This window comes from Streptomyces sp. NPDC059092 (assembly GCF_042756365.1).
Classification (GTDB): Bacteria; Actinomycetota; Actinomycetes; order Streptomycetales; family Streptomycetaceae; genus Streptomyces.
Map to the genome: position 1 here is coordinate 1 of NZ_JBHZEJ010000024.1, position 26,482 is coordinate 26,482.

The 26,482-nt window shown below is 71.2% G+C and carries 27 protein-coding genes and 2 pseudogenes; 8 read left to right on the forward strand and 21 right to left on the reverse strand.

All coding sequences use genetic code 11. The annotated features are described in order from the left end of the window. Nucleotides 1–136: 136 nt before the first annotated feature. The 6 genes from ACFXPL_RS16345 to afsQ1 form a co-directional block, all read right to left on the reverse strand. A complete protein-coding gene (locus tag ACFXPL_RS16345) occupies nt 137–346 on the reverse strand; it encodes a PspC domain-containing protein (protein WP_384918912.1) in 210 nt (69 codons plus the stop codon). Between the two features lie 94 nt (nt 347–440). After that, nucleotides 441–1,088, reverse strand: coding sequence for a VanZ family protein (locus ACFXPL_RS16350; protein ID WP_384918915.1), 648 nt, complete (start codon nt 1,086–1,088; stop codon nt 441–443). Nucleotides 1,089–1,230: 142 nt separating this feature from the next. Then, nucleotides 1,231–1,863 carry a TMEM175 family protein gene (locus tag ACFXPL_RS16355; RefSeq protein WP_384918918.1) on the reverse strand — a complete coding sequence of 211 codons (633 nt, stop codon included), beginning with the start codon at nt 1,861–1,863 and terminating at the stop codon, nt 1,231–1,233. A gap of 197 nt (nt 1,864–2,060) precedes the next feature. Then, nucleotides 2,061–2,675, reverse strand: coding sequence for a hypothetical protein (locus ACFXPL_RS16360; RefSeq protein WP_384918921.1), 615 nt, complete (start codon nt 2,673–2,675; stop codon nt 2,061–2,063). A 113-nt stretch (nt 2,676–2,788) separates the two neighbouring features. Beyond that, the gene (locus ACFXPL_RS16365) at nt 2,789–4,492 is read right to left on the reverse strand and encodes an ATP-binding protein (protein ID WP_384918924.1); all 1,704 of its coding nucleotides are present in this window, start codon (nt 4,490–4,492) and stop codon (nt 2,789–2,791) included. Next, on the reverse strand, nt 4,489–5,166 hold the full coding sequence (gene afsQ1 / locus ACFXPL_RS16370) for a two-component system response regulator AfsQ1 (protein WP_365636338.1): 678 nt from the start codon (nt 5,164–5,166) through the stop codon (nt 4,489–4,491). The genes ACFXPL_RS16365 and afsQ1 overlap by 4 nt, the downstream gene beginning before the upstream one ends. Before the next feature lie 159 nt (nt 5,167–5,325). On the opposite strand from afsQ1, the gene ACFXPL_RS16375 reads away from it, so the two are divergent. Beyond that, complete coding sequence (locus ACFXPL_RS16375) at nt 5,326–6,087, forward strand: SigE family RNA polymerase sigma factor (protein ID WP_384918927.1); 762 nt, start codon at nt 5,326–5,328, stop codon at nt 6,085–6,087. Nucleotides 6,088–6,451: 364 nt separating this feature from the next. Here the strand turns inward: ACFXPL_RS16375 and ACFXPL_RS16380 are convergent, their stop codons facing one another. Continuing rightward, nucleotides 6,452–7,150 carry a uridine kinase gene (locus tag ACFXPL_RS16380; protein WP_384918930.1) on the reverse strand — a complete coding sequence of 233 codons (699 nt, stop codon included), beginning with the start codon at nt 7,148–7,150 and terminating at the stop codon, nt 6,452–6,454. Nucleotides 7,151–7,330: 180 nt separating this feature from the next. Between ACFXPL_RS16380 and ACFXPL_RS16385 the strand changes: the two genes are divergently transcribed. Beyond that, on the forward strand, nt 7,331–7,765 hold the full coding sequence (locus ACFXPL_RS16385; RefSeq protein WP_384918934.1) for a hypothetical protein: 435 nt from the start codon (nt 7,331–7,333) through the stop codon (nt 7,763–7,765). 6 nt (nt 7,766–7,771) lie between these two features. On the opposite strand, the pseudogene ACFXPL_RS16390 reads toward ACFXPL_RS16385, so the two are convergent. The 5 genes and pseudogenes from ACFXPL_RS16390 to deoC all read right to left on the reverse strand — a co-directional run bounded on the left by ACFXPL_RS16390 (nt 7,772) and on the right by deoC (nt 11,719). Further along, a pseudogene (locus ACFXPL_RS16390) lies at nt 7,772–8,023 on the reverse strand (type II toxin-antitoxin system RelE/ParE family toxin). Then, nucleotides 8,020–8,274, reverse strand: a complete 255-nt coding sequence (locus ACFXPL_RS16395; protein ID WP_384844870.1) for a type II toxin-antitoxin system Phd/YefM family antitoxin — start codon at nt 8,272–8,274, stop codon at nt 8,020–8,022. Before ACFXPL_RS16395 ends, ACFXPL_RS16390 begins: the two are co-directional and overlap by 4 nt. A gap of 92 nt (nt 8,275–8,366) precedes the next feature. Continuing rightward, complete coding sequence (locus ACFXPL_RS16400; RefSeq protein WP_384918937.1) at nt 8,367–9,293, reverse strand: aldehyde dehydrogenase family protein; 927 nt, start codon at nt 9,291–9,293, stop codon at nt 8,367–8,369. Continuing rightward, nucleotides 9,286–10,764 carry an aldehyde dehydrogenase family protein gene (locus ACFXPL_RS16405; RefSeq protein ID WP_384918940.1) on the reverse strand — a complete coding sequence of 493 codons (1,479 nt, stop codon included), beginning with the start codon at nt 10,762–10,764 and terminating at the stop codon, nt 9,286–9,288. Before ACFXPL_RS16405 ends, ACFXPL_RS16400 begins: the two co-directional genes overlap by 8 nt. Nucleotides 10,765–10,771: 7 nt before the next feature. Then, nucleotides 10,772–11,719 (reverse strand): deoxyribose-phosphate aldolase, encoded by a 948-nt coding sequence (deoC, locus tag ACFXPL_RS16410; protein ID WP_384919161.1) that lies wholly within the window; start codon nt 11,717–11,719, stop codon nt 10,772–10,774. 450 nt (nt 11,720–12,169) lie between these two features. On the opposite strand from deoC, the gene ACFXPL_RS16415 reads away from it, so the two are divergent. Beyond that, a complete protein-coding gene (locus ACFXPL_RS16415; protein ID WP_384919164.1) occupies nt 12,170–12,913 on the forward strand; it encodes a PH domain-containing protein in 744 nt (247 codons plus the stop codon). A 388-nt stretch (nt 12,914–13,301) separates the two neighbouring features. Here ACFXPL_RS16415 and ACFXPL_RS16420 read toward each other — a convergent pair. The 3 genes and pseudogenes from ACFXPL_RS16420 to ACFXPL_RS16430 all read right to left on the reverse strand — a co-directional run. After that, a pseudogene (locus tag ACFXPL_RS16420) lies at nt 13,302–13,526 on the reverse strand (SDR family NAD(P)-dependent oxidoreductase); the annotation flags it as partial. Nucleotides 13,527–13,588: 62 nt separating this feature from the next. After that, nucleotides 13,589–13,768, reverse strand: coding sequence for a hypothetical protein (locus ACFXPL_RS16425; protein WP_384918943.1), 180 nt, complete (start codon nt 13,766–13,768; stop codon nt 13,589–13,591). Continuing rightward, nucleotides 13,711–14,166: an ATP-binding protein gene (locus tag ACFXPL_RS16430; RefSeq protein WP_384918946.1), complete on the reverse strand. Its 456-nt coding sequence runs from the start codon at nt 14,164–14,166 to the stop codon at nt 13,711–13,713. The genes ACFXPL_RS16425 and ACFXPL_RS16430 overlap by 58 nt, the downstream gene beginning before the upstream one ends. Nucleotides 14,167–14,387: 221 nt before the next feature. Between ACFXPL_RS16430 and ACFXPL_RS16435 the strand changes: the two genes are divergently transcribed. From ACFXPL_RS16435 to ACFXPL_RS16445, 3 genes are read left to right on the forward strand one after another with little or no spacing between them, the layout of a single operon-like run. Then, nucleotides 14,388–15,263 (forward strand): Scr1 family TA system antitoxin-like transcriptional regulator, encoded by an 876-nt coding sequence (locus ACFXPL_RS16435; RefSeq protein WP_384918949.1) that lies wholly within the window; start codon nt 14,388–14,390, stop codon nt 15,261–15,263. Beyond that, nucleotides 15,260–15,511 carry a DUF397 domain-containing protein gene (locus ACFXPL_RS16440; RefSeq protein ID WP_384918952.1) on the forward strand — a complete coding sequence of 84 codons (252 nt, stop codon included), beginning with the start codon at nt 15,260–15,262 and terminating at the stop codon, nt 15,509–15,511. Before ACFXPL_RS16435 ends, ACFXPL_RS16440 begins: the two co-directional genes overlap by 4 nt. Then, nucleotides 15,508–16,047 (forward strand): hypothetical protein, encoded by a 540-nt coding sequence (locus ACFXPL_RS16445; protein ID WP_384919166.1) that lies wholly within the window; start codon nt 15,508–15,510, stop codon nt 16,045–16,047. Before ACFXPL_RS16440 ends, ACFXPL_RS16445 begins: the two co-directional genes overlap by 4 nt. Nucleotides 16,048–16,176: 129 nt before the next feature. Here ACFXPL_RS16445 and ACFXPL_RS16450 read toward each other — a convergent pair whose 3' ends face one another. The 4 genes from ACFXPL_RS16450 to ACFXPL_RS16465 form a co-directional block, all read right to left on the reverse strand. Continuing rightward, complete coding sequence (locus tag ACFXPL_RS16450) at nt 16,177–17,067, reverse strand: DUF3626 domain-containing protein (protein ID WP_384918955.1); 891 nt, start codon at nt 17,065–17,067, stop codon at nt 16,177–16,179. 206 nt (nt 17,068–17,273) lie between these two features. Then, nucleotides 17,274–18,968, reverse strand: a complete 1,695-nt coding sequence (locus ACFXPL_RS16455; protein WP_384918958.1) for a phospho-sugar mutase — start codon at nt 18,966–18,968, stop codon at nt 17,274–17,276. A gap of 60 nt (nt 18,969–19,028) precedes the next feature. Beyond that, on the reverse strand, nt 19,029–19,859 hold the full coding sequence (locus ACFXPL_RS16460) for a purine-nucleoside phosphorylase (RefSeq protein WP_384918961.1): 831 nt from the start codon (nt 19,857–19,859) through the stop codon (nt 19,029–19,031). Between the two features lie 359 nt (nt 19,860–20,218). Continuing rightward, the gene (locus ACFXPL_RS16465; RefSeq protein ID WP_329828899.1) at nt 20,219–20,656 is read right to left on the reverse strand and encodes a gamma-glutamylcyclotransferase; all 438 of its coding nucleotides are present in this window, start codon (nt 20,654–20,656) and stop codon (nt 20,219–20,221) included. Between the two features lie 305 nt (nt 20,657–20,961). Here ACFXPL_RS16465 and ACFXPL_RS16470 point away from each other — a divergent pair, with 305 nt between their 5' ends. Then, on the forward strand, nt 20,962–22,398 hold the full coding sequence (locus ACFXPL_RS16470) for an NAD(P)H-quinone dehydrogenase (protein WP_384918964.1): 1,437 nt from the start codon (nt 20,962–20,964) through the stop codon (nt 22,396–22,398). Nucleotides 22,399–22,796: 398 nt separating this feature from the next. Beyond that, on the forward strand, nt 22,797–23,780 hold the full coding sequence (locus tag ACFXPL_RS16475; protein WP_384919169.1) for a DeoR/GlpR family DNA-binding transcription regulator: 984 nt from the start codon (nt 22,797–22,799) through the stop codon (nt 23,778–23,780). A gap of 93 nt (nt 23,781–23,873) precedes the next feature. Here ACFXPL_RS16475 and ACFXPL_RS16480 read toward each other — a convergent pair whose 3' ends face one another. Then, nucleotides 23,874–24,458 carry a TetR/AcrR family transcriptional regulator gene (locus tag ACFXPL_RS16480; RefSeq protein WP_384918967.1) on the reverse strand — a complete coding sequence of 195 codons (585 nt, stop codon included), beginning with the start codon at nt 24,456–24,458 and terminating at the stop codon, nt 23,874–23,876. 125 nt (nt 24,459–24,583) lie between these two features. After that, nucleotides 24,584–26,338, reverse strand: a complete 1,755-nt coding sequence (locus ACFXPL_RS16485; protein ID WP_384918970.1) for an acetyl/propionyl/methylcrotonyl-CoA carboxylase subunit alpha — start codon at nt 26,336–26,338, stop codon at nt 24,584–24,586. Nucleotides 26,339–26,482 lie beyond the last annotated feature (144 nt).

Below are 26,482 nucleotides of genomic sequence, written 5' to 3' on the forward strand. Positions count from 1 at the left end.
TGTGGCGGCGCTCCCGCCCTGCGCGGCGGGCGGGCGCCCCCTGCGTGGGGGTGGCGGGCGCTCGTGTGTGCTTGCTGGGGTTTCGGCGCGCCCGCACGGCATGGGGGCCGGGCCCTGCCGGGGCCCGGCGGGCGGGCTACCAGGCGGTGGAGGCCGACGCCCGCTTCTCGCCGGGCAGCAGTATCCAGAGCGCCAGGTACAGCAGGAACTGGGGTCCGGGCAGCAGACACGAGACCAGGAAGATCACGCGCATCGTGTTCGGGGAGATGCCGAAGCGCTGAGCCAGCGCCGCGCACACCCCGCCGAGCATGCGTCCGTGACGAGGGCGGACCAGACGACCGGCCATGGTGGGGCTCCTTCGCGAGACCATCGGGGGAGCATCCTTTGTCCGTGCTCCCGATAACTTCATGGTCGCGCGCCGGGCGGGGCGGAGCATCCCTCTACGGGGTCACCCCGACCCTGGAAATCGTCGGGGTGACCCCCTGAGGGGTCTCCTCCCACAGGGCCCTCTCGCCCGTGGCGGGCTTCCTGAGGGCCGACTCCCGGAGCGTCGTCTCCCCTGCGGCCGGCTTCCGGCCCGCGGCGGTGAAGCGAGAGCCGGCGGTACGGGGTGAGCCGGTGGTACGGGGCGACGCGGGCCCCCTGCGCACCGTACGGGAGCGCCGCACCCGGTCCTTCCCGCGGAGCCTGGCCCGGCACACCGGCACCACCGCGAGATGCGCGAGCGCCACCCCGACGGTGTTGAGGAGCAGGGAATCCACGTCGACGACCCGCCCGGGCACCGAGGTCTGCGCCATCTCGATCCCGAGCGAGAGCAGCGCGCCCGCCGTGACCGTACGTGTCAGGGAGGCCCAGCAGGAGACGGTGATCCGGCCGCCCATCAAGGGCAACAGCACCCCGACCGGGGCGAGCAGCAGCAGCCCCTCGCCGATCCGGCGCGCGGCCTCCAGGGGCCCGAGGGCCAGATCCGCCCTGAGGCCCGCGAACGGCGTCAGATTGGCCGCGTTCACCCAGATGACATCGAGGGGGCGGAGCGTCACCCACCCCACCAGCGAGAGATGCATGAGCAGGAGAACGAACCCCGTCATACGGAAGTGGAAGACGGCGCTGCCGCCCGGACCTTGACGCACGCCCCCAAAGACGCGGCGCGCCGCGTCATCGGTTCCGGGTGGGCCGGGGCAACGCGCGCATGAGACCGGTGTCACCCGCCCGGTGGACCGGACCGCGGCCTCATTCGAACGTGCGGACGATTGCTCGGACGGCCTCGTGGCGTCCGAGCGCGATCCTGATCGGGACCAGGACCAGCCAGGACCAGAGCGCCGCCGCGGGGGAGACGAGGAAGGCGATCGGCACCGTCGCCGCGAAGACCAGGGCGGTCGTGCCGAGGTCCGCGGCGATGTTCCGGCCGACGCGCCGCACGTCGGGGTGGGCCGTCCGCGGGTCGCGCCGGATGGAGAGGAGCAGCGCGAGCTGGAGCAGGTTGATGACGATGATGGTGGACGCGTAGACGGCGACGGACAGCGGCTGGGACGCGTACTCGGACAGCAGCGTGGTGGGGAAGGGGAGGAGCGCGATGACCCCGAGACCGATCAGCACGAGCCGGCCGGACAGCGCGTCCACGCCCCGGGCGAGCCCGAGGATCCGGTGGTGGTCGCGCCAGACCCCGGCGATGATCGTGAAGCTCAGCGCGTAGGCGCCGATGTGGGAGAACAGCCCGTGCACCATGGCGCGGAACCCGGCCGCGTCGAGCCCGGCGGTCACCTGGATGTCGAGCACGAGCAGCGTCATGGCGATCGCGAAGATCCCGTCCGACAGGGCGGTCAACCGGTTCAGCCTGGTCTCGTCCGCTCTGCCGCCGCTCACGGGAAGAGCATGGTCAGCTCACGCCCCGGGACCCGTCATTACGCCTGTGGAGGGCAAGCCGGACGGGCCCGGCGCTACGGCAGGACGGCCCCCGGCGGTACGGCAGGACGAGAGCCGGCGGTACGGGCGGCCGGCAGCCCCGGGCAGCACGGCGGCGACCCGGCCGGTACGCCGGACGCACTGCCGCGAGGCGTGTCTCAGCCGCCGCCGGCGCTCGCGCTCGGGGCCAGCGTCGGCACATCGGCGTCCGGATGCCGCTTCGTCTCCTGGTCGCAGACGTACGTACGCGTCGCGTACTCACCCGGGCCGCCCAGCACGACCCGGCCGTCCGTGGCCCCGCTCTCCGCGAACGTACAGACGATCTGGGCGAGCGCCGCCGACGCCAGATCCTCCGGCTGGCGGCTGAGCCGCACCGCCCCGGCCGGGTCGCCGCCGTGCGGGGCCGAGACGACCAGAGGCCCCCGTACGGAGGTGGTGAAGCCCGCCTCGCGCTCGGCGGCGGACGGCTCCGCCTGCAACTCGTCCAGCAGCGCCTGCGCGGTCTCCGCCGTGGCGCCGGCCGCCTTGCCCTCCGGGACCGTGGCCGCGCGCTCGACGGACGCGAGGCCGGAGGCGCACACCAGATAGACCCGGACCGGAACGCCGGACTCCGACTGCGTGATGACGTCCTTCCCGGCGATCTCGCACGGCATCCGCGACGGCGCGGGCCCGGCGTCCACCGGCACGGAGGTGGTCCTGATCCCGCACCCGGCGGCGAGCGCGACGAGCGCGACGACCCCGGCGAGGCGTCCGGCCGTACGGACAGCAGCCATCGGACCGGCCTCGGCGCGACCGTTCCCGGCGCGACCTGCCCCGGCGAGACCCGTCGTGTGGCGACCGGTACCGGTGTGACCTGCCCCGGCGCGACCGTTCCTCTTCCTGCGCGTCACCGTCGTCCGCCCGTCTCTCCCGGCTCCGTGTCCCCCGCCATGGGGCCACGCTCCGGCTCCTCCCCGCCGTCGCGCGGCAGCCGCAGCACGAACATCGCGCCGCCGTCCGGCACGTTCGTCGCCGTGATGTCCCCGCCGTGGATGTGCGCGTTCTCCATCGCGATCGACAGGCCGAGCCCGCTGCCCTCCGAACGCGGCCGGGACGCGCTCGCCTTGTAGAAGCGGTCGAAGACATGCGGCAGCACGTCCTCCGGGATGCCGGGGCCGTGGTCCCGTACCTCGATGACCAGTTCGTCGCCCTCGGTCCGCACCGCCACCCGCACCGGCGAACCGCCGTGCTTGAGCGCGTTGCCGATCAGATTCGCCAGGATCACGTCGAGCCGCCGCGGATCGAGCCGCACCATGATGCCGCGCGCGGCGTCCAGATCCACCGCGTCCAGCCAGGCGCGCGCGTCGATGCACGCCGTGACCTGGTCCGCCACATCGACGTCGTCCAGGACGAGCCGTGCCGTGCCCGCGTCGAAGCGGGTGACCTCCATCAGGTTCTCGACCAGCACATTGAGCCGCCGCGTCTCGCTCACCACCAGCGTCACCGCCGGCGCGATCATCGGGTCCAGGTTGTCGGCCTCCTCCTCCAGGACCTCCGTCACGGCGGTGAGCGCGGTCAGCGGGGTGCGCAGCTCGTGCGACATGTCCGCGACGAAGCGGCGGCTCGACTCCTCCCGCGCGCTCATGTCGGCGACCTTCTTCTGCAAGGACTCGGCGGCGCTGTTGAACGTACGGGACAGATCCGCCAGCTCGTCCGAGCCCGACACCCGCAGCCGTGTCCCGAACTTGCCCTCGCCGAGTTGCCGCGCCGCCTCACCGAGCCGTTGCACCGGCTTGAGCACGGTCTCGGCGGCGGCCTGCGCGAGGAGCGCCGAGCCGATCAGCGCGAGGGCCGTGGCGATTCCCAGCGACCAGGCCAGCGAGTTGAGATCCGCCTGCTCCTGGTCGAGGGACTTGAACAGATAACCGGTGGGGCCGCCGCCGATGATCCGCGTACCGCCCACCAGATAGGGGGTCCCGCCGCGCTCGGTGCGCTGCCAGAACACGTGGTACGGGTACTTGTTGGAGGCCGTGACCTGCTGCCGGTCGTTCACCGCGTTCCGGAGCGAGTCCGGCACGTCGTCCATGGTGAACATGTCGGGGTCCGAGGCGCCGACGATCGGCTTCCCCTTGTCCCGTGCGGCGATCAGCACCACGCTGTAACCGGAGTTGTCGCCCGCCATCCGCTCGGCGGTGTTCTGGAGATCGCCCTGGTGCGGCCAGAGCGGCAGCTCGGCGGCGCGGCTCTGCATCTCCTGCTGGAAGTCGTTGAGCGCCGAGTCCTGGGTACGGGTCAGCACGGCCTGGCGGTTGAGCCAGTACGCGATCCCCGAAGCGGAGACGGCGGCGGTCAGCGCCACGGCTCCGAAGACGATGACGAGCCGCAGCCGCAGACTGGTCCAGCGCAGTCCGGCGAGGAACGCCTTCCTCGCCGTACCGCCCTTGCCCGCGGCCGAGCCGCCGCGCCGCGGACGGACGTACGGGTCGACGGCTTGGTCCGCGCACCCCTGGTCCCGGCACGGCTCCGTACCCGCGTGACGGTCGTCGCCGGCCGAACTGTTCTTCTCCGGTGGGCCGGTCGTCGGCCCGTCCCCCCTGGGTACGTCACTCACGAAGGCGCGTCCAGCCTGTAGCCCACCCCGCGCACGGTACGGATCAGCGTCGGCGAGGACGGCACGTCCTCCACCTTCGCGCGCAGCCGCTGCACGCACGCGTCCACCAGCCGCGAGTCACCGAGATAGTCGTGCTCCCACACCAGCCGCAGCAACTGCTGCCGCGACAGAGCCTGTCCGGGCCGCCGGCTCAGCTCCAGCAGCAGCCGCAGCTCGGTCGGTGTGAGCTGAAGGTCCTCGCCGTTCTTGGTCACCGTCATCGCGGAACGGTCGATCACCAGGCTGCCGAACGTCGCGGAATCCGTGGACTCCCGCTCGCCACGCCGCAGCACCGCGCGGATCCGGGCGTCCAGCACCCGGCCCTGCACCGGTTTCACGACATAGTCGTCCGCGCCCGACTCCAGTCCGACCACCACGTCGATGTCGTCGTTACGGGCGGTCAGCAGGATGATCGGCAACTGGTCGGTACGGCGGATCCGGCGGCACACCTCGAACCCGTCGATCCCGGGCAGCATCACATCCAGCACGATCAGATCCGGCCGCTGCTCGCGGAGCAGTTTCAGGCCGTCCTCACCGGTCGCCGCGGTGGCCACCCGGTGGCCCTGGCGAGACAGGGAGAGTTCGAGGGCCGTGCGGATGGCGTCGTCGTCCTCGATCAGCAGCAGAAAAGGCACGGAGGTCATTGTGTCCCATGGGGGGACCGGAGTTCGACCGTTGCGTGCCACAGGTCCCTGTGACACGTCTGTGACAGACGGCGGACAGGGTCATGAAACTGGCTCGGCAAGCTCATTGCCACACGGAACGAACAGACTCCAACCGACGGGGGGCGCGGGATGAACGCACTGCACGGAACGACCTCAAGCGCAGTGGTCACGCGTCTTCACGACGTCACCAGGAGCACCGAGAAGTCCGGCGCCGTGAACGGGCGGGGGTGCGTTCGCGGCGCCGGGCGTCAGCACAAGCCGTCGTACATGACGGTGGTTGACGCGCCCCAGGCGGGCAGCGGGGGAGTCGCGTACGGGGAGGCCACGGGGGCCACGGGGGAGCGGAAGGTTCCGGCGGGGACGGCGGACGCCGAAGCGGCGTTCACCGCCTACGTCCAGGAGCGCCGCGCCTCCCTGTACGCGACCGCCTACCACCTGACCGGGGACCGGTTCGAGGCCGAAGACCTGCTCCAGAGCGCCCTGTTCTCCACGTACAGGGCCTGGGACAGGATCAGCGACAAGGCGGCGGTCGGGGGCTACCTGCGCCGCACCATGACCAATCTGCACATCAGCGCCTGGCGCAGGCGCAAGCTCAACGAGTACCCGACGGAGGAGCTGCCGGAGACGGCGGGCGACACGGACGCGATGCGCGGCACGGAGCTGCGCGCCGTGCTCTGGCAGGCACTCGCCCGGCTGCCCGAACTCCAGCGGACGATGCTCGTTCTGCGCTACTACGAGGGCCGCACCGATCCGGAGATCGCGGACATCCTCGACATCAGTGTCGGCACGGTGAAGTCGAGCATCTGGCGGTCGCTCCGCCGGCTGCGCGAGGACGAGGTCCTCAGCTTCGGCCGTGACGAGGAAGAGTCCTTCGGCGAACTGGTCGCCTGAGGGCAGTGGGGGGAGCACGGGGGAAACACGGGGGGAGCACGGGGGAATGTGGGGGGACCGTCGTTTCGGGGGAGACGGCGGAACCACGGGGGAAGTACGGGGGGTTCGGGGGAGAACCCGTGGGGATCAGGGGGAAAGCCACGGGGGGCAGGGGGGATACGGGGGGACAGTAAAAGCCGCGGGGGAACTGCGGTGACCAAGGGGGAACACGAAAAGGAAGCGGGACCGTACGGGCTGGGGGGCCGGTACGGCCCCGCTTTCGTGCGGTCCCGGTTTCCGTGCGGTCCCGGTTTCCGCGTGGCCCCGCTTCCTGCGCGGCCCTGCTTTCGTGCGGTGGTCCTGTCTCGCTCTCTCCGCGCGCGCGTCAGGTGGTGTTGCCCGTACGGGGCGCCGTGGACGCGGATTCCGCCGCGAGCCCGGAGCTTCGCTCGCCGCGCGGCGTGAGACGGGTGAGGTGAGGCCCGGCCGCCGCCGCGGCGATCCGGCCCAGCGCCTCCGCCTTGTCACACGGGTGGGCGCCCAGCGCCGTCTGCCGGCCGACGATCGCGCGCTCGGCCCGCATCAGCCGCCAGCCGCGCCGCAACAGGAACGGCACCGACTTCCGCCCCTCGCGCAGATCGCGCGCGAGCCGCCGCCGGAACGTGGTCGACGGCCGGCCCCGCAGACAGAGCGCGTCGGCCAGCACCCCCAGCTCCTGGCAGCGCGCGACGATGTCCGCGGCGAAGATGCCCTCCGCGAGGAACAGGGGCGCGCTGTCGATGTCCAGCGCCTCCGTGTCCACCCGCGAGCTGGTCGCGATCGAGTAGACGGGAACGGTCGTACGGCGCGTACGGCACAGCTCCACGATCGCCGCGACCGCGGCGTCCGCATCCCAGGACCGTACGGAGTCCCAGTCGATGTCCGCGCTGTCGGGGACCAGGGGCAACGTCGGGTCGTCGCCCTCCTTGTAGAAGTCGTCGAGGCGCAGCACGGGCAGCCCCGTACGGGCGGCGAGAGACGACTTGCCGGAGCCTGACGGCCCCGCGAGCAGCACGACTCGGGACGGAAGAGAGGGAGAGCTCACGGGACACCAGTGTGCGGCATCCGTCCGGCCGGTGAACCCCTGGGGGCGATCAGGCGAGTTCCCGCGGTCGATTTGGCGGGTTTATTGGCATCACCCGCCGAGGGTCGACTACGCTGAGTGCCGTTTCGATCACGGAAACCATCAACCCGGCTTGTACGCCCCGGCGAGGCAGGACATCCCATGGCACGTCACGCACTTCCCCCCGCCCAGCGCCGCACCCTGCTGCGCGCCGGCCTGACTCTCACGGCGGCGGGCGCGGCCCTCGGTCTGGGCGGCGCGGCGGCCCACGCGGCCCCGGCGCCCGCTCCCGCCTCCTCGTCCGACACGGAGACGCAGATCGCCGAATCGGGCCAGGCGGCGGGCCAGGCCCTCACCGGCGCACTCGGCTACGGGGTGGCGGGCGCCCTGAACCCGGTCACATCCCTCAAGCTCAACCCCCTGGCCGGCACGGGCGTGGACCCGCTGGACAACGCGGTGGCCACCCAGGTGGCCGACTTCAAGCCGATCTCCACGGCCTCGCTCACCGACCCGCTGGCCAAGGGGAGCGGCTCGCTCAAGGACATGCCGCTGGTGGGTCAGGCGGTGGGCCAGGTGGCGGGAGTGCTGCCGGGGTGAGCGGTGTCAGGGAGTGCGGCCGAGATGGGTGACAAGGATTCGGATGACTCCCTCGTCGATCACGTACAGGACTCGGTAGTCGCCGATGTGTAAGCGTCGCTCATCGGCCTATCCATACGCGACTGAGCCGCTCGGGCGCGGTTCTGTCGCGAGCGAATCCACAGCCTCGTACATGGCGGAGAGCCCGACCGGGTCGTCCTTGAGGAAGCGGAGAGCCGCGTTCGTCGCACGCGGCTCCCAGATGATCTCGTAGGTCACTTGTCCAGCCCCAGCATCTGTCGGACTTCGGCGTGCGGGATGCCCGGCTTCAGCGTCCCGCGCTCCTTCTCCAACCGGTACTCGGCCAGGGCGAGCGAGTCCTCCAGATCCGCGAGATCTTGCGGGTTGATCAGTATGGCCGCGACGTGTCCGTGGTCTGTGATGGCGATCCGTTCGCGAGAGTGAGCCGCCCGGCGAACCAGCGTGCCCAAGTTGGCGCGAGCTTCAGTCATGGCGTAGCTGTCAGTCATGTACAGAAGAGTACGATTCTGCCAAGTTCTGTGCATTACGGAAGCCCTGTTTCCGCTCAAACGAGGGAAAACAGGGCTTCCGTGTTGACGATTCAGTACGCCGAGCCGGACGCGCCCAGGCTGCCCGTCGGGTGCCAGACCGTCTTCGTCTCCAGGAAGGCCGTCAGCCGGCGCGTGCCCGGGTCGGCCGTCCAGTCCGTGGCGCCCGTGGCGTCCTGCGGGCGGGGGCGCCGTACGCGCTTCAGGTTGTCGGCCGCGGCGATCTCCAGCTCCTTGGCCAGCGCCTCGTCCGCGCCGGTCAGGTCGATCCCGTTGACGTCCTGGTGCGCGGCGAGCGGCTTCGCGATCTCCGCCGTACGGCCCGAGAGGATGTTGACCACCCCGCCCGGCACGTCGGACGTGGCCAGCACCTCGCCCAGCGAGAGCGCGGGCAACGGGGACGTCTCGCTCGCCACGACGACCGCCGTGTTGCCCGTCGCGATCACCGGCGCGATCACCGAGACCAGCCCCAGGAACGACGACTCGCGCGGCGCCAGAACAGCGACGACCCCGCTCGGCTCGGGCGTGGAGAGGTTGAAGAACGGCCCCGCGACCGGGTTCGCCCCGCCCACGATCTGGGCGATCTTGTCCGTCCACCCCGCGTACCAGACCCAGCGGTCGACCGCCGCGTCCACCACGGCCGCCGCCTTCGGCTTCGACAGCCCCTCGGCCTCCGCGACCTCCCGTACGAACTGCTCCCGGCGGCCCTCCAGCATCTCGGCGACGCGGTAGAGGACCTGGCCCCGGTTGTACGCCGTCGCGCCCGACCAGCCGCCGAACGCCTTGCGGGCCGCGACGACCGCGTCCCTGGCGTCCTTGCGGGAGGACAGCGGGGCGTTGGCCAGCCAGGCGCCCTTTGAGTCGGTCACTTCGTACACCCGGCCGCTCTCGCTCCGGGGGAACTTGCCCCCTACGTACAGCTTGTAGGTCTTGAACACGTTCAGACGGCCGGTGACAGCTCCGGCGGATTCCTTAGACATCGAGGTACGCCTCCAGGCCGTGGCGACCGCCCTCGCGGCCGTAACCCGACTCCTTGTAGCCGCCGAAGGGCGAGGTCGGGTCGAACTTGTTGAACGTGTTGGCCCAGACGACACCCGCCCGGAGCTTGTTCGCGACCGCGAGGATCCGCGAACCCTTCTCCGTCCAGATGCCCGCCGACAGGCCGTACTGCGTGTTGTTGGCCTTGGCCACGGCCTCGTCGGGCGTACGGAACGTCAGCACCGACAGCACCGGGCCGAAGATCTCGTCCCGGGCGATCGTGTGCGCCTGCGTGACATTGGTGAAGAGCGTCGGCGCGAACCAGTAGCCCGCCGACGGCAGCTCGCACGCGGGCGACCAGCGCTCCGCGCCCTCCGCCTCACCCATGTCGGCCAGCGCCCGGATCCGGGCGAGCTGCTCGGCGGAGTTGATCGCGCCGAGGTCGGTGTTCTTGTCCAGCGGATCGCCGACGCGCAGCGTGGACAGCCGGCGCTTGAGCGCGTCCAGCACCTCGTCGTGGACCGACTCCTGGACGAGGAGGCGCGAACCCGCGCAGCAGACCTGGCCCTGGTTGAAGAAGATGCCCGTGACGATGCCCTCGACGGCCTGGTCGACCGGGGCGTCGTCGAAGACGATGTTCGCGCCCTTGCCGCCCAGTTCGAGCGTGGCCCTCTTCCCCGTACCGGCGATCTCGCGGGCGATGGCCTTGCCGACGGCGGTCGAACCGGTGAAGGCGACCTTGTCGACGCCCGGGTGCCCGACGAGCGCCGCGCCCGTCGTGCCGTCGCCGGTGATGATGTTGACGACGCCCTTGGGCAGCCCGGCCTGCCGGCAGATGTCGGCGAAGAAGAGCGCGGAGAGCGGGGTCGTCTCGGCGGGCTTCAGGACGACCGTGTTGCCGGTGGCGAGCGCCGGAGCGATCTTCCACGCGAGCATGAGGAGCGGGAAGTTCCAGGGGATGATCTGCCCGGCGACCCCGAGCGGGCGCGGATCCGCCCCGTAGCCGGCGTGACCGAGCTTGTCGGCCCAGCCCGCGTAGTAGAAGAAGTGCGCGGCGACCAGGGGGAGGTCCGCGTCGCGGGTCTCCTTGATCGGCTTGCCGTTGTCGAGGGTTTCCAGCACGGCCAGTTCGCGCGAACGCTCCTGGATGATCCGCGCGATACGGAAGAGGTACTTGGCCCGCTCGGCGCCGGGCAGGACCGACCACTTCTCGAACGCCTTACGGGCGGCCTTCACGGCGCGGTCCACGTCGTCGGCACCGGCCTGGGCGACCTCGGACAGCACCTCCTCGGTGGACGGGCTGACGGTCTTGAAGACCTTGCCGTCGGCCGCCTCGCCGAACTCGCCGTCGATGAACAGCCCGTAGGAGGGTGCGATGTCGACGACCGAGCGGGACTCGGGGGCCGGCGCGTACACGAACGGGTTCGCGGGGGTGTTCCGGGACGTGCTCTTGGGTGTGCTCTGGGATGCCATCTCTGCCTCAGTCCACCGTGACGTAATCGGGGCCGGAGTACCGGCCGGTGCTGAGCTTCTGACGCTGCATCAGCAGGTCGTTCAGCAGACTGGACGCGCCGAAGCGGAACCAGTGGTTGTCCAGCCAGTCCGCGCCCACGGTCTCGTTGACCAGCACCAGGAACTTGACCGCGTCCTTCGTCGAACGGATGCCGCCCGCGGGCTTCACCCCGATCTGTACGCCGGTCTGCTCGCGGAAGTCGCGCACGGCCTCCAGCATCAGGAGCGTGTTGGCGGGGGTGGCGTTGACGCCGACCTTGCCGGTCGACGTCTTGATGAAGTCCGCGCCCGCGATCATGCCGAGCCAGGACGCGCGGCGGATGTTGTCGTACGTGGACAGCTCGCCGGTCTCGAAGATCACCTTGAGCCGGGCGGCCCCGGCCGCCTCCTTCACGGCGCGGATCTCCTCGTACACCTTCAGGTAGTGCCCCGCGAGGAACGCGCCGCGATCGATGACCATGTCGATCTCGTCGGCGCCCGCGGCGACGGCGTCGCGCGTGTCGGCGAGCTTCACGCCGAGCGCGGCGCGGCCGGCCGGGAAGGCGGTGGCGACGGAGGCGACCTTCACCCCGGACCCGGCGAGCGCGGCGACCGCGGTCTCCGCCATGTCCGGGTAGACGCAGACGGCCGCGGTCGCGGGCGCCGTACGGTCGGTCGGATCGGGCCGTACGGCCTTGGCGGCGAGCGCCCGGACCTTGCCGGGAGTGTCCGCGCCTTCGAGCGTCGTCAGGTCGATCATGGAGATGGCCAGGTCGATGGCGTACGCCTTGGCCGTGGTCTTGATCGAACGCGTACCGAGCGCGGCGGCGCGGGCCTCCAGGCCGACGGCGTCGACACCGGGCAGCCCGTGCAGGAAGCGGCGCAGTGTGCTGTCGGACGTGGTCACGTCAGCGAATGCGGGGGGGATGGTGGGCATGGTCACCAGATGAGCATATCTACGCGCGTAGCGACCTGTACAGGGGGTGTGAGGTTCCGCGGAGGAGCTGTTTCCGACCTGTGACCCGGGGCGGGGCGCTCGCGGGCGGGCGGGCGGGGGCGGGGGACGCGGGGGCCACGCCTGTCGGAGGCGTACGGCAGAATCGGACGTATGACGAGCCCTGCCCCCGACCCTGCGCCCGAGCCCGGTTCCGAGCCCGGTTCCGAGCCCGGTTCCGAGCCCGGTACCGAATCCGGTTCCGAGCCCGGTACCGAGAATGGCTCCGGGTTCGGTTCCGAGACCGGTTCCGGTTCTGAGGCCGGTTCCGGGTCCGGCTCCGAGAACGGCTCCGGGTCCGGCGCTGCTCCTGGCAGCCCCCCGGACGCCGCCCCCGGCGATGCCCCGGGCGCCGAGGGCGAGCGGCCGAAGGCCGGCCGGCCGGCGCGGGGGGTGACCGGGTCGAGCGACCCTGCCGGGCCGACTGAACCCGCAGGGCCGAGCGGTCCGGACGCGCCGAGCGGGTCGGCCTCGTCGGCGGATCCTGCCGAGAAGACGGAGAAGACGGAGAAGACGGAGAAGGCCGAGCCGGCCTACGCCGACCGTGTCTTCCGGTCGGGCGGCGGGATCGTGGGCGGCGGCCTGCTGCTCGCGCTCGTCCTGTGGATCGGCATCGACGCACTCGTCCGGGGCACGGGCCGCACACCATGGCTGGCACTCGCCGGGATGCTCTGCGTCATACCGCTGATCATCGCCTTCACCCTGCGCCCGGCGGTCTTCGCGGGCACGGACCGGCTCCGGATCAGGAACCCGTTCCGGACGATCGACCTGCCCTGGGGATCGGTCACGGACATTCGGGCCTCGTACTCGTGCGAGGCGTTCACGCGGGACAACGGGAAGTTCCAGCTCTGGGCGGTCCCCGTCTCCCTGCGCCAGCGCAAGCGCTCCGCCCGTCAGCAGACCCGCAGGGCGGGCGACGACCCGCACGGCAGGACCACGGTCAACGTGGACGTCACGGACCACCAGGCCAGAATGGCCACGGCGGACCGCACCACCGCCGACCTCCGGGACCTGGCCGAACGCTCCGCCAACCGCACCACCGCCCAGGGCGCCCCCGTGGTCCGCTGGGCCTACGAGGTCATCGCCCCGGCGGCAGCGGGCCTGGTGGTCCTGCTGGTGCTGCTCCTGGTGGGCTGAGGGCCTGGGGGCCTTGCGGGCCGGGTGGCCGGGTGGACCTGCGGGGTCTGTCGGGGCGCGGGGCGCGGGGGTTTGTCGGGGTGGGCCGGTGGTGGGTGGTGGCGGGCGGTCCGCCCCCTCCTGGGTTCGATGATCGCGGTTCCGGGGTGTGCGTCAAGGGCGCTCCTTTGTCGCGTCGGCTTCGCCGATTCCGCTGCGCTCCACCCTTGACCCACACCCCCTCCACCGCTGTGAAAGGCGTGGGGAGGGGCGGGGGAGGGGTCCCCTGGGAAACTCCGATGTCCATCGCGTCCGTTCCAGGCTTGCCGGTCGGTTCGCCCTGCGGGGCACGCGGTAGTGGAGTGGGGTGGCCCGGCTTTCGTCAAGCGTCCGCCGACCGCACGTGCGCGATTCGCTCAGGCCCGCCCTCGGCGGTGATGTCGGCGATCAGTGGTGTGATCCGGTCCTGTCCGGCGGCCGTCTCTTCGAGCGGTTCGCTTCGGCGGCCGATCGCGACCACGTGGGCGCCCTCGGTGGCGAAGGCGTGGGCCGTCGCCCGCCCGATGCCGGTGCCGGCTCCGGTGACGACGACGATCCTGCTGCTCTGCGGCGTGGTGATCTCCATGCCGGTCATCGTGCGACCCTGCCGCCAGCGGCAAGGTCAACCCGGCGGCCCGGGCAGGGCCAGCTCCTCTTTCAGCCGGTGCGCGTCGGGAACGTCTCGTCGGCCATGTCGTCATCGGCCTCCAGCGGGACGGCGCCGCCCAGACCCGCCAGCACCAGCTTGAGCAAGCGCAGGTAGGCCGGGTCGTCGCGGGTCAGGGGGCGGTTGGTCGGGACGAGGGCGGCGGTGGAGCCGTCGGGTCGGCCGGGCATGCGGTGGCCTCCAGGGTGAAGATCAGGCTCTTGCCGGTCAGCGTGGTGACGACGAACCATCCGGGGGCGAGGATGTCGAGCAGCTCAAGCCCTCTGCCATGGCTGTCCCCTGCGGTGGCCACGCGGCGCGTCGGCTCGGACTTGGACCGGTCGTGCAGCTCGATCTGGATCGAACTGCCCACGGGCGAATGGCAAATCAGATCGAACCCGCCCCCGCCGGCGTGCAGTACCGCATTGGTCGCGGTCTCGCTGACCAGCAGCTTGACCGTGTCGTGGTCCACCCAGGGGTACGGCGCGTAGGCACGGGCCGCTATGGCGCGGGCCTCGGGCACGGCAACCGCCGTACAGGGATAGCGCTCAACTGCCAAGACGTAACCACGCTGGTCGAGTTGGCTCATGGCCCACACCCCTTGATCACGGGCCCGGGATGTTCCAGGCCGCGCATGACGAGGACTGCGCACCACGGTTGAATGTGTTCGTGGTGTGCTTCCGACAGTCTGTGTCACGTGACGCGCAATGTGCAACCCAGTGTATGAACGCCAACCCGGAGAGTCATAGGGTGAGCGCCTGAGCGATACTCTGGCGGCGTCGGGAGACCACGCCGTTCGAAGGGAAGCCCGTGGCTGTCAGCGTCAACGCAAACGCGATCTTCGCCATGCGCCGGGTGGGCGAGGAACTCCAGCGCCTGCGCACGGAAGCGGGTCTCCAGCAAGGTGCGGCCGGAGAGGCGCTTGGTGTCTCGCGGTACACCGTGGGCAAGATCGAGCGTGGCAAGGCGTTCCCCACCGATGAGCAACTTCCCAAGTTGCTCAAGCTCTACAGGGTGACGCCCGAGGACCGTGCGGGCATCATCGCCACGATTGAGCAGGGCCGGTCGTACGGTCGTGCATGGTACGAACGCCCGGAGATCCAGGCTGTCTTCACCGGCGACTCATACCGCTACTTCTCGCTTGAAGACGCTGCGGAACGTCTCTTCGTGCACTCGGGTACGTATGTGCCGGGGCTGCTTCAAACGCGTGAATACATCGAAGCGATCGTTGCCTTCGGACAGAAACATGAGAGTGCTGAGTACCGCGAGGCGTTCGTCGAAGCGCGATTGAAGCGGCAGGAAGTGCTCACTCGCCGAAATCCCCTCACCGTGGATGCCATCTGTCTGGAGTCGGCACTCCGGGCGATGGTGGGCGGATCGGATGTCATGCGCGCGCAGCTACGACACTTGGTGTCGTGCGCCAGGCAGCAGAACATCACCCTGAGGATGATTCCCTTCTCCGCAGGAGCTCCGAGCATCGCAGTGTCTCTGTTCTCTATTATCGACTTCCCTGGGGCCGACAACCGAAGCGTTGTGTCGCAGGAGCGAGTAGGCGGTGACACTCTTGTGGAGGAGCCTGCTGAAGTCCGGCGTGCCCGCCGTAGATTCGCTGACGCGAGCACCCACACACTGGATGCAGAAGCGACCATCCGACGTATCGAAGAGATCGAGAAGGAACTCCCGTGAGTAACGAAAAGGATGACCTGTACGCCGCAGCGCTCAGCGGCGAGTGGGAGAAGTCCTCTTTCAGCAACGGCTCGGCCGAGACCTGCGTCCAGATCATGCCCATCAACGGCGGCGTCGCCTTCGGCGACACCAAGCGCCGCGACCTGGACGGTGCTCTCCGTTTCACCGACAAGGAGATGCTGGCGCACATACTCGCCGTCAAGGCCGGCCAGTACGACCACCTCATCCCCGAAGGAACCGAACTCTGACCGGTCACGCGGAGCGTCCGCTGCTCTTCCTGGACGTTGACGGAACGCTTCTGCCCTATGGCGGAGGGCGACTGCCGGCGGATCGAGAGGAGTGGGAGGGCTGGCAGAAGGTGTCCAATCCTCAGTTGGCGAAGATGGACCTCTCCCTCGGGCCGCGTTTGCTGGCGTTGCCCTGTGTCCTGATGTGGGCCACCGCCTGGATGCACGATGCCAACGAGGTGATAGCCCCGCTGCTCGGGCTGCCCGGGTTGCCGGTGACGGATCTGCCGGACGCGCCGGCGGAGGACATGGCGGGCGGGTTGCACTGGAAGACGCGGGCGCTGGTCGACGCTGCGGCGGGGCGGCCGTTCATCTGGGTCGACGACGAGATCACCGACCCTGATCGTGCCTGGGTGTCCATGCACCACCAAGGGCCCGCGCTCCTCCACCGCGTGGATTCCATGACCGGCCTCGCTGCGACGGACTGTGCCGTGTTCGATGACTGGCTGCGAGACGGCCCGTTCGCTGAGGCGGCGACCAAGCCGATCGGGGCGTGATCGGGCGCGTACCGTCAGCCGTCCGCTCTTCGCGGGCCATCACCTTTCTGAGGTGTCCGGATCGGTGGCGTCACGATCCAGAAGAGCTCCCGCAGTTCCCCCGTCAGCACCATCTCCTTCACGGGGACATCAGGTCGCGTCTGCTTCCGCCGGCGCCCGCAGTGCTGGCTCGGTAGCGGGCTTCAGGAGCTCCCCGAAGCGCGCCACGTAGTGCCACACACGTTTGAGCGCTTGCTCGTCGTGGCGGCCGGCGCGGGCGGCCTCCCCGACGGCGCGAGGGTCGATCCTCCCCGCTGTTGCGATCTCGGTTCCCAGGTCGATGTATTCCGGCCCGCGATAGTCGGGGTGGCACCGGAGTTCTTCGACGGCGAGGCTGAATCCGGGGTGCCATTCGACCGGGCAGGGAAGCCTCCGAGCCGAGGTCTCCACGGCCGTGCCGCGATAGCAGGGATCCAGGACCACGGCCTCCACATCTCGGCTCAGCCTGACTGGTCCGTGCACTTGTGCCTCGATGTAGTCGTCGAGCGCGTCCTGTTTGTCAGCCTCGGCGAGTTCGATCAGCGGCATGCGCGCTGCGATGCCGAAGGCCGACGGCTCCAGGAAACTGTCCGGATAGCAGAACGTGGTCCTCGTCAGCGTTTCGGCGGTCAGCCGAAAGTGGGCGGAGCCGAAACGCGGCGCGCCACCGACCGGCTTGCGACGGAAGTTCAACGCTCCATAGACCGGTCGTTCCTCCGCAGGCGCCACGTCGTACGCCCTGCCGAAGATCCGGCTCTCCCAGCGCCACCGGTCACCGCCCGGGTGGGCGGTCAGTCCCCCGTTGCTCGTGCCTGTGACGAACTGCGAGCGGTAGATGCCGTCCTTGGCCAGGGCATCGAGGATCGGCTTGTCCCGTGCCAGACGGTCCGGATGAAAATTGAGGGTCACGCGCAGCGCTGGATCCACGGGGTCTCCGGACGACTGCTCCGCGACGTGGCGCACGGCTTGTTCGTACGGCCTCGGGCGAGGGCGGGAACTCATTGATGCAGTGTCGCTCAAGCTGACCAACTGTCGCACTCGCGTGACCGCCATAGCCCGTCGTGCCGCCACGCCGTTCGCGATGGTCGGGCGCGCGAGGTTTCCGTCGGAGGGAGGCGCCACTTGACCGTTTTCGTGTGACGTCGGCGCCTGTTCGCCGGTGGCCGTGGCAGCCGCGTAGATGTCCGGAGGGGACGACGCGGTGGGCGTCAGATGCCGGCCGTCTCCGACAGGTCCCGCTTCAGGGCCGACAGCAGCTCCGCCGCCGTCGTACGGGCCGTGGGCAGTGCCGAGGCGTCGGCGACGGGGATCACGGCCTCCAGGTAGCACTTGAGCTTCGGTTCCGTGCCGCTCGGGCGGACGATGACGCGTGCGCGGTACGCGCCGTCCAGGTGGTAGCGCAGGCCGTCCGTCGGGGGGAGCGCGCCCGTGCCGGTGGACAGGTCCTCGGCGGCCGAGACCCGCAGGCCCGCCAGCTCCACCGGCGGGTGCTCGCGCAGCCGGCGCATGGCGTCGGCGATCACGGACAGGTCCTGGACGCGGACGGAGAGCTGGTCCGTGGCGTGCAGGCCGTGCGCCACGGCCAGGTCGTCCAGCAGGTCGGTGAGGTCGCGGCCCGACTCCTTCAGCTCCGAGGCCAGTTCGGCCACGAGCAGCGCCGCCGTGATGCCGTCCTTGTCACGTACGCCGTCGGGGTCGACGCAGTAGCCGAGCGCTTCCTCGTACCCGTACCGCAGGCCCTCGGCGCGCGCGATCCACTTGAAACCGGTCAGTGTCTCCTCGTGACCGAGCCCCGCGGCGGCGGCGATCCGGCCGAGGAGGGAGGACGAGACGATCGACGCGGCGAACGTGCCCGTCACGCCCCGGGCGACGAGGTGCGCGGCCAGCAGCGCGCCGACCTCGTCGCCGCGCAGCATCCGCCACCCCCCGTCGGCCGAAGCGTCGGGGACGGCCACCGCGCAGCGGTCCGCGTCCGGGTCGTTGGCGATGATCAGGTCGGGGCGGACGCGGCGGGCGGTGGCGAAGGCCAGGTCCATCGCGCCCGGCTCCTCCGGGTTGGGGAACGCGACCGTCGGGAAGGCCGGATCGGGCTCCGCCTGCTCCGGTACGGGGACGGGCGCGGGGAAGCCGGCGCGGGCGAAGGCCGCGAGCAGCGTCTCCGTACCGACGCCGTGCAGCGCCGTGTGGACGACGCGCGCGGTGCGCGGGGAACCGGGGGTGAGGACCGCGTCCGTACGGGCCAGATACGCGGCCAGGACCTCGTCGCCGAGGACGTCCCAGCCGGACTCCGGGCGGTCCACCGTGTCCAGCGGGCCCACCGCGTCGATCCGGGCGGCGATCTCCGCGTCGGCGGGCGGCACGATCTGCGAGCCACCCGAGTCGCCGCCCAGGTAGACCTTGTAGCCGTTGTCGCGGGGCGGGTTGTGGCTGGCGGTGACCTCCACGCCGGCGACGGCCCCGAGGTGCCGTACGGCGAAGGCCAGCACGGGCGTGGGCAGCGGCCGGGGCAGCAGGGCGGCGCGCAGGCCGGCGCCGGTCATCACGGCCACGGTGTCCCGCGCGAAGTCGGCGGACTTGTAGCGGGCGTCGTACCCGACGACCACCAGGCCGTCCCCGTCGCCCCGCGCCCTCAGGTACGCGGCGAGGCCGGCCGCGGCGCGGATGACCACGGCGCGGTTCATCCGCATCGGCCCGGCGCCCAGCTCGCCGCGCAGCCCGGCCGTACCGAACTGGAGCGTCCCCGCGAACCGTTCCGCCAGGGCGTCGAGATCACCGGCGTCGGCGCCTTCGATGAGTTCGCCCAGTTCCTCACGGGTCTCGCTGTCCGGGTCCTCGGCCTGCCAGGTCTTGGCGCGGACGAGGAGGTCCTGGTGGGCGGGGTCCTGGTGCGCGATCCGGTGCATGGGCCTGCTCCTGCGGGTGGCGTCTTCGGCGGGTGGGGCGAGGGGAAGGGGACGGTCGGGTCAGATGCGGTCCAGCACCCGCGTCAGCAGCGCGCCCATCTGGGTGGCCGAGTCGCGGCCCGCCTGAAGGACTTCCTCGTGGTTGAGGGGGGCGCCCGAGATGCCCGCCGCCAGGTTGGTGACCAGGGAGATGCCCAGGACCTCGGCGCCCGCCTCGCGGGCCGCGATGGCCTCCAGGACGGTGGACATGCCGACGAGGTCGCCGCCCATCGCGCGGACCATGTTGATCTCGGCGGGGGTCTCGTAGTGCGGTCCGGTGAACTGGACGTACACCCCCTCCTCCAGCTCCGGGTCGATCTCCTTGCACAGCGCGCGCAGCCGCGGGGAGTACAGGTCCGTCAGGTCCACGAAGTTCGCGCCGACGATCGGGGAGACGGCCGTCAGGTTGATGTGGTCGCTGATCAGCACGGGCTGGCCGGGGCGCATGCCCTCGCGCAGGCCGCCGCAGCCGTTGGTCAGGACGATGGTCTTGCAGCCCGCGGCGACGGCCGTACGGACGCCGTGCGCGACGGAGGCGACGCCGCGGCCCTCGTAGTAGTGCGTACGGCCGAGGAAGACCAGGGCGCGCTTCTCGGCGATGCGGTACGAGCGGATCCGGCCGCCGTGGCCCTCCACGGCCGGCGGCGGGAAGCCGGGCAGCTCGGTCACGGGGAACTCGGCCTCGGGCGCGCCGAGCGCGTCGACGGCCGGCGCCCAGCCGGAACCCATCACCAGGGCGACGTCATGGGTCTCGGCGCCGGTCAGCTCGCGCAGCCGGGCGGCGGCGGCGTCGGCGGCGGCAAGGGGGTCGGCGGGTCCGTCGGCGTTGGCCGGAATAACAGATGCGTTCACGCGGACGAGGGTAGCCGGTCATGCCCTACGCGCGTAGATGTATTAGGCACGGTCTCCATATCGTTGTGTTGCTGTTTCCGGCGAAAGGAGACGAAAGGGCCGGGAGGAAGGGGGACCGGGGCCCTTTCAGGGCAGGTGCGGGGGTGAGGTTGGCCGGATCTGTCCTGCCGGTGCGCGGATCAGGCTCGCCGCGCGGATTCGGCCCGTCGCGCGGAATTCGGGCCGGCGGGTCCCGCCGATCGGGTCTGCCGCGTCGTGCGGGGCCCTCCCGCCCCGTGCGGATCCGATCCGTCGTGCGGGGCCGTCCCCTCCTACGGAGCCGTCCCGCTGGACCGGTCCCGTCCGCGTGGTCCCTCGCCTCAGCAGGGGCGCTTGCGCAGCTCCATCACGTAGTCGTGCGGCGCCCCCGCCGACTCCGCCGCGTCGGCCAGTTCGCCCAGGTAGCGCGCCGAGGGCAGCCCGCCCTCGTAACCGTTCAGGACGTACAGCCAGGTCGGTTCCTCGCCGTCCAGGGTGTGCACCCGTACGCGCATCCGCCGGTAGATGTCGAGGCCCACGCCCTCCCAGCGGTCCATGGAGTCCTCGTCCATCGGCGCCAGGTCGTACAGCGCGACGAAGACCTGTGAGCGGGGCGCCTCCACGATCGTGGCGAGCGCGCCCTCCCAGCCCATCTGTTCCCCGCCGAAGGTGAGCCGCCAGCCGTTGAGCCAGCCGGTGCCGCGCAGCGGGGAGTGCGGGGCGCGGCGGGTCATGAGCCGCGCGTCGAGGTTGCCGGCGTACGCGGCGTAGAGCGACATGGGATTGAGGGTACGGGAGGTGTGGCCGTGGCCGCCGGTGCACGGGTCCGAGCGGGGCAGGGCGCGTGGGCCCTGCGCACGGAGCCCGGCGGAGCCCCGGGCGTGCCGCGGGCGCGGGTGGGGACCGTACGCGACCCAGGTGGGAGACGGCGCGTCGGGCCCGGCGCCCGGATGGAGGGACCCGGGGCGAAGCTACTTGAAGCGTGCGGGACAATGGAGTACGTACTGCATCCCCCGGGGCACCCCCCGGAACCCCGGCCGGGGTGGCAGACGGGCCGGGTTGACAACGCGAGGCGGACTTTTTCGTGACCCGGATCGTGATCATCGGTGGCGGACCCGGCGGATACGAGGCGGCGCTGGTCGGCGCCCAGCTCGGTGCCGAGGTGACCGTCGTCGACTGCGACGGACTCGGCGGGGCGTCGGTGCTCACCGACTGCGTACCGTCCAAGACCCTCATCGCGACCGCCGAGGTGATGACCACCTTCGACTCCTCGTACGAGGAACTGGGCATCATCGTCGCCGACGACACTCCCTCGGAGCAGGCCGCCCGCGTGGTCGGCGTCGATCTCGGCAAGGTCAACCGGCGTGTGAAGCGGCTCGCGCTCGCCCAGTCCCACGACATCACGGCCTCCGTCACCCGCGCGGGCGCCCGCGTCATGCGCGGCCGGGGCCGGCTCGCGGGCCGGCAGGCCATGGACGGCTCGCGCCAGGTCGTCGTGACCACGGCCGACGGCACGGAGGAGTCCCTCACCGCCGACGCCGTCCTGATCGCCACCGGCGCCCACCCGCGCGAGATCCCGGACGCGCTGCCGGACGGCGAGCGGATCCTCAACTGGACGCAGGTGTACGACCTCGACGAGCTGCCCGAGGAGCTGATCGTGGTCGGCTCCGGCGTCACCGGCGCCGAGTTCGCCGGCGCGTACCAGGCGCTGGGCTCCCGGGTCACGCTCGTCTCGTCCCGCGACCGGGTGCTGCCCGGCGAGGACCCGGACGCCGCCGCCGTGCTGGAGGACGTCTTCCGGCGCCGCGGCATGAACGTCATGTCGCGCTCCCGCGCCGAGTCCGCCAAGCGGGTCGGCGACCGCGTCGAGGTGACGCTCTCCGACGGCCGGGTCATCTCGGGTACGCACTGCCTGATGGCCGTCGGCGCGATCCCGAACACCGCGGGCATGGGCCTGGAGGAGGCCGGGGTCCTGGTCAAGGACTCGGGCCACATCAAGACCGACCGGGTCTCCCGCACCTCGGCGCCCGGCGTCTACGCGGCCGGTGACGTCACCGGGATCTTCGCGCTCGCCTCGGTCGCGGCCATGCAGGGACGGATCGCGATGTACCACTTCCTGGGCGACGCGGTCGCGCCGCTCGACCTCAAGACCGTTTCCTCGAACGTCTTCACCGACCCGGAGATCGCCACCGTCGGCTACAGCCAGGCGGACATCGACGGCGGGAAGATCGACGCGCGCGTCGTCAAGCTGCCGCTGCTGCGCAACCCGCGCGCGAAGATGCAGGGCATCAGGGACGGCTTCGTCAAGCTCTACGCCCGTCCCGGTACGGGCATCGTGGTGGGCGGTGTGGTCGTCGCGCCGCGCGCGAGTGAGCTGATCCACCCCATCGCGCTCGCCGTCGACAACAACCTGACGGTCGAGCAGATCGCGAATGCGTTCACGGTCTATCCGTCCCTGTCGGGATCGATCGCTGAGGTGGCGCGGCAGTTGCACACGCGGAAGACGGCCGACGAGAACTGAGACGGCGCCCGGTATCCGGGAAGCCTGAGGCGCCGAGCACGAGGTCGGGGCTGCTGTGGAGGCGGAACGGACCCTCCGCGGCAGCCCCGACCTCGTCCTGGCCGGCCCGTCGGCCCCTGTCCCCCCGTGCGTCCCCGGAGTCTGCCCGGCGCCCGCAGGCCCCGTCCGTCCCGGGAGCCCCGTCGGCCCCTCCAGCCCCGGTCGGGCGCACGCCCCGCCCGTAAGCCCTTTCTGCGGGCTTTGCGGCGTGCCCGAGCGGGCATGCTGCCTCTATACCATCAGGCGTGTTCGTTCGTGCACAACTTCTGTTATTCGGCGCAAACTGCTGAAAGCAGACGGTCATTGGGGTTACTGTCAGTTTCGTGTTCGCTGCAGAACGTCGCCAATTGATCCTTGAAATGGTGCGCGCCAACGGGGCCGTGTCGCTCCGTGAGCTCGCCCGCGTCGTCCAGACCTCCGAAGTGACCGTACGGCGCGATGTGCGGGCGCTGGAGGCAGAAGGGCTCCTCGACCGCCGGCACGGCGGTGCGGTACTGCCGGGTGGATTCACGCGAGAATCCGGCTTTCCGCAAAAGTCCCATCTCGCGACGGCGGAGAAGACCGCCATCGCCGACCTCGCCGCGAGCTTCGTCGAAGAGGGCGAGGCCGTCGTCGTCGGCGCCGGTACGACCACGCAGGAGCTGGCCCGCCGGCTCGCGCGGATCCCCGGTCTGACCGTCGTCACCAACTCCCTGCTGGTCGCTCAGGCCCTCGCCCACGCCAACCGCGTCGAAGTCGTCATGACCGGCGGCACGCTGCGCGGTTCGAACTACGCGCTGGTCGGCAGCGGGGCCGAGCAGTCCCTCCAGGGGCTGCGGGTCACCCGCGCGTTCCTCTCCGGGAGCGGACTGACCGCCGAGCGCGGGCTGTCCACGTCCAACATGCTCTCGGCGAGCGTCGACCGCGCGCTGGTGCAGGCCGCGGCGGAGGTCGTGGTGCTCGCCGACCACACGAAGCTCGGCGCCGACACGATGTTCCAGACGGTGCCCACCGACCTCATCAGCCGGCTGGTGACCGACGAGCCGCCCGCGCACGACGACCGCGCGGGGGCGGAGCTCCAGGCACTGGCCGACCAGGGCGTACGGGTCTCGGTGGCCGGTACGGGGAACAGCGCCGCGGCCGGTGGCGCGGACGGTGCGGCCGGTGGTGCCGGGAGCGATGTGATGCCGCCGGGCAGCCGGGGCCGTCGTGACGTACCACTGCCAGGACAGCGCCGTACGCACACGGCCGGGCCCGGCGCGGGGCCTGGTGGGCCCGGCGGGCAACTCCGGGGTGCGGGAGGCCCGTTGGGGCCGCAGGAGGCGGGCGAGAGGGCTCGGGTGGCGGACCTTCGGCGCCGGTAGCCCGGTAGTCCGGCAGTCCGGTGGTCCGGTATCCGGCAGGGGGCGGCCGTCGGAGCCCGGCGGCGCGGGCCGGGCGGGACGCGAGGCGGGGCCTTACGAGGCTTTGAGGCCCGTCAGCGTCAGCGTGAGCAGGCGGTCCGCCAGCTCCGGGTCGTCCGGTGACTGCTCCGCCGCCAGCGCGATCGCGTTCGTGAGCTGGAGCAGATCCCTGATGGAGACGCCCGTCCGCACGTCTCCCGATTCCTGCGCCCGCAGCAGCAGGCGCGCGCCCGCCTCGCGCATCGGGCCGCTGCACTCCGACAGCGCAGAACTCTCGTCGTTCGACGCCGACATGAGCGCCCGCGAGAGCCCCTGATACTCACCCGCATGAGTGATGACGGCGCGCAGCCATTCCGTCAGCGCGCGGCACGGACTCTCCGATTCCGCGAGGTCTTCGGAGCGCTGGAGCAGGTCGGCAAGCGCTTCCTGGAAGACCGCGTTCAGCAGCGCGTGCCGATTGGGGAAGTGCCGGTACAGCGTGCCGATCCCCACGCCCGCGCGCCGCGCGATGTCCTCCAGCGAGGTGTCCGTACCGTGCTCCGCGAAGCTGGTGCGGGCCTCGCCGAGCAGCCGCTCGTAGTTGCGGCGCGCGTCGGCGCGCATGGGCCGTGGCGGCGTGTGTGCCGTACTGCTGGCCATCGCGCGGTCCTCCTGTCGCCACCCCGTCTCCCCGGTGAGTCTACGGCGCAGGCCCCGCCCGGATCCTGGAAAGGATCGTGGATCGGGCGGGGCCTGCGCCGTGAACGCACCGGACGCGCGGGGTGTCAGTCCTTGATCTCGCAGATGGTCGCGCCGGAGGTGAGCGACGCGCCGACCTCGGCCGCGAGGCCCTTGACGGTGCCGGAGCGGTGGGCGTTGAGGGGCTGCTCCATCTTCATGGCCTCCAGGACGACGATCAGATCGCCCTCCTTGACCTCCTGGCCCTCCTCGACGGCCACCTTGACGATGGTGCCCTGCATGGGGGAGGCCAGGGTGTCGCCGGACGCCGCCGACGCCGACTTCTTCGCCGCGCGGCGCTTGGGCTTGGCGCCCGCGGCCAGCCCCGTACGGGCCAGGGACATGCCCAGGCTGACCGGCAGCGAGACTTCGAGGCGCTTGCCGCCGACCTCGACCACCACGGTCTCGCGGCCCGGCTCCTCGTCGGCGTCCACGTCGGCCGGGGCGGCGAAGGCCGGGATGTCGTTGACGAACTCGGTCTCGATCCAGCGGGTGTGGACCGTGAACGGGTCCGAGGTGAACGCCGGGTCGGTGACCACCTTGCGGTGGAAGGTCAGCGCCGTGGCCATGCCCTCGACGGTGAACTCGTCCAGGGCGCGCGCCGCGCGCTGGAGCGCCTGCTCACGGGTGGCGCCGGTGACGACCAGCTTGGCGAGCAGGGAGTCCCAGGCCGGGCCGATCACGGAGCCGGACTCGACACCCGCGTCGAGGCGGACACCGGGGCCCGACGGCGCGGCGAAGGTGGTGACCGTGCCGGGGGCGGGGAGGAAGCCGCGGCCCGGGTCCTCGCCGTTGATCCGGAACTCGAAGGAGTGGCCGCGTACCGCCGGGTCGTCGTAGCCCAGCTCCTCGCCGTCCGCGATGCGGAACATCTCGCGTACGAGGTCGAGTCCGGTGACCTCCTCGGTCACCGGGTGCTCCACCTGGAGCCGGGTGTTGACCTCAAGGAAGGAGATCGTGCCGTCGGTGCCGACCAGGAACTCGACGGTCCCGGCGCCGACATAGCCGGCCTCCTTCAGGATCGCCTTGGACGCCGCGTACAGCTGGGCGTTCTGCTCGGGGGTCAGGAACGGCGCGGGGGCCTCCTCCACCAGCTTCTGGTGGCGGCGCTGGAGGGAGCAGTCACGGGTCGACACGACGACCACGTTGCCGTGCGCGTCGGCCAGGCACTGCGTCTCGACGTGCCGGGGCTTGTCGAGGTAGCGCTCGACGAAGCACTCGCCGCGGCCGAAGGCGGCGACGGCCTCGCGGACCGCCGAGTCGTACAGCTCCGGGATCTCTTCGAGCGTACGGGCGACCTTGAGGCCACGCCCGCCGCCGCCGAAGGCCGCCTTGATCGCGATGGGGAGCCCGTGCTGCTCGGCGAACGCGACGACCTCCGCGGCGCCGGAGACCGGGTCCGGGGTGCCGGCCACCAGCGGGGCGCCCGCGCGCTGCGCGATGTGGCGGGCGGCGACCTTGTCACCCAGGTCGCGGATGGCCTGCGGGGGCGGGCCGATCCAGGTCAGACCCGCGTCCAGGACCGCCTGGGCGAACTCGGCGTTCTCGGACAGGAAGCCGTAGCCGGGGTGGACCGCGTCCGCGCCCGAGTCCTTCGCCGCCTGGAGCACCTTGGCCATGTCGAGATAGCTGGCCGCCGGGGTGTCACCGCCCAGGGCGAACGCCTCGTCCGCCGCGCGGACATGCAGCGCGTCCCGGTCCGGGTCGGCGTAGACGGCTACGCTCGCGATTCCGGCATCCCGGCAGGCACGGGCTACGCGGACAGCGATTTCGCCACGGTTGGCGATGAGCACCTTGCGCACGATGGCTCCCTCCTTGAAACAAGCTGAGTTTAGGGACTGCCGACACGCGCCGCCGAACAGTCCCCGCTGGTGAGCTGCACCGTACGGAGCGTGTTCCGATCCTCGCCCGGAGAGCGAAATCCCTTGTGGCACCACGGTACGCCG

Excerpts from the sequence above, each read along its gene's own strand:
- ACFXPL_RS16345 (WP_384918912.1), bottom strand. The coding sequence starts at position 346 with ATGGCCGGTCGTCTGGTCCGCCCTCGTCACGGACGCATGCTCGGCGGG.
- ACFXPL_RS16350 (WP_384918915.1), bottom strand. The coding sequence starts at position 1,088 with ATGACGGGGTTCGTTCTCCTGCTCATGCATCTCTCGCTGGTGGGGTGG.
- ACFXPL_RS16360 (WP_384918921.1), bottom strand. The coding sequence starts at position 2,675 with ATGGCTGCTGTCCGTACGGCCGGACGCCTCGCCGGGGTCGTCGCGCTC.
- ACFXPL_RS16375 (WP_384918927.1), top strand. The coding sequence starts at position 5,326 with ATGAACGCACTGCACGGAACGACCTCAAGCGCAGTGGTCACGCGTCTT.
- ACFXPL_RS16385 (WP_384918934.1), top strand. The coding sequence starts at position 7,331 with ATGGCACGTCACGCACTTCCCCCCGCCCAGCGCCGCACCCTGCTGCGC.
- ACFXPL_RS16395 (WP_384844870.1), bottom strand. The coding sequence starts at position 8,274 with ATGACTGACAGCTACGCCATGACTGAAGCTCGCGCCAACTTGGGCACG.
- ACFXPL_RS16400 (WP_384918937.1), bottom strand. The coding sequence starts at position 9,293 with ATGTCTAAGGAATCCGCCGGAGCTGTCACCGGCCGTCTGAACGTGTTC.
- ACFXPL_RS16405 (WP_384918940.1), bottom strand. The coding sequence starts at position 10,764 with ATGGCATCCCAGAGCACACCCAAGAGCACGTCCCGGAACACCCCCGCG.
- deoC (WP_384919161.1), bottom strand. The coding sequence starts at position 11,719 with ATGCCCACCATCCCCCCCGCATTCGCTGACGTGACCACGTCCGACAGC.
- ACFXPL_RS16425 (WP_384918943.1), bottom strand. The coding sequence starts at position 13,768 with ATGCCCGGCCGACCCGACGGCTCCACCGCCGCCCTCGTCCCGACCAAC.
- ACFXPL_RS16430 (WP_384918946.1), bottom strand. The coding sequence starts at position 14,166 with ATGAGCCAACTCGACCAGCGTGGTTACGTCTTGGCAGTTGAGCGCTAT.
- ACFXPL_RS16450 (WP_384918955.1), bottom strand. The coding sequence starts at position 17,067 with ATGAGTTCCCGCCCTCGCCCGAGGCCGTACGAACAAGCCGTGCGCCAC.
- ACFXPL_RS16455 (WP_384918958.1), bottom strand. The coding sequence starts at position 18,968 with ATGCACCGGATCGCGCACCAGGACCCCGCCCACCAGGACCTCCTCGTC.
- ACFXPL_RS16465 (WP_329828899.1), bottom strand. The coding sequence starts at position 20,656 with ATGTCGCTCTACGCCGCGTACGCCGGCAACCTCGACGCGCGGCTCATG.
- ACFXPL_RS16475 (WP_384919169.1), top strand. The coding sequence starts at position 22,797 with ATGGTGCGCGCCAACGGGGCCGTGTCGCTCCGTGAGCTCGCCCGCGTC.
- ACFXPL_RS16480 (WP_384918967.1), bottom strand. The coding sequence starts at position 24,458 with ATGGCCAGCAGTACGGCACACACGCCGCCACGGCCCATGCGCGCCGAC.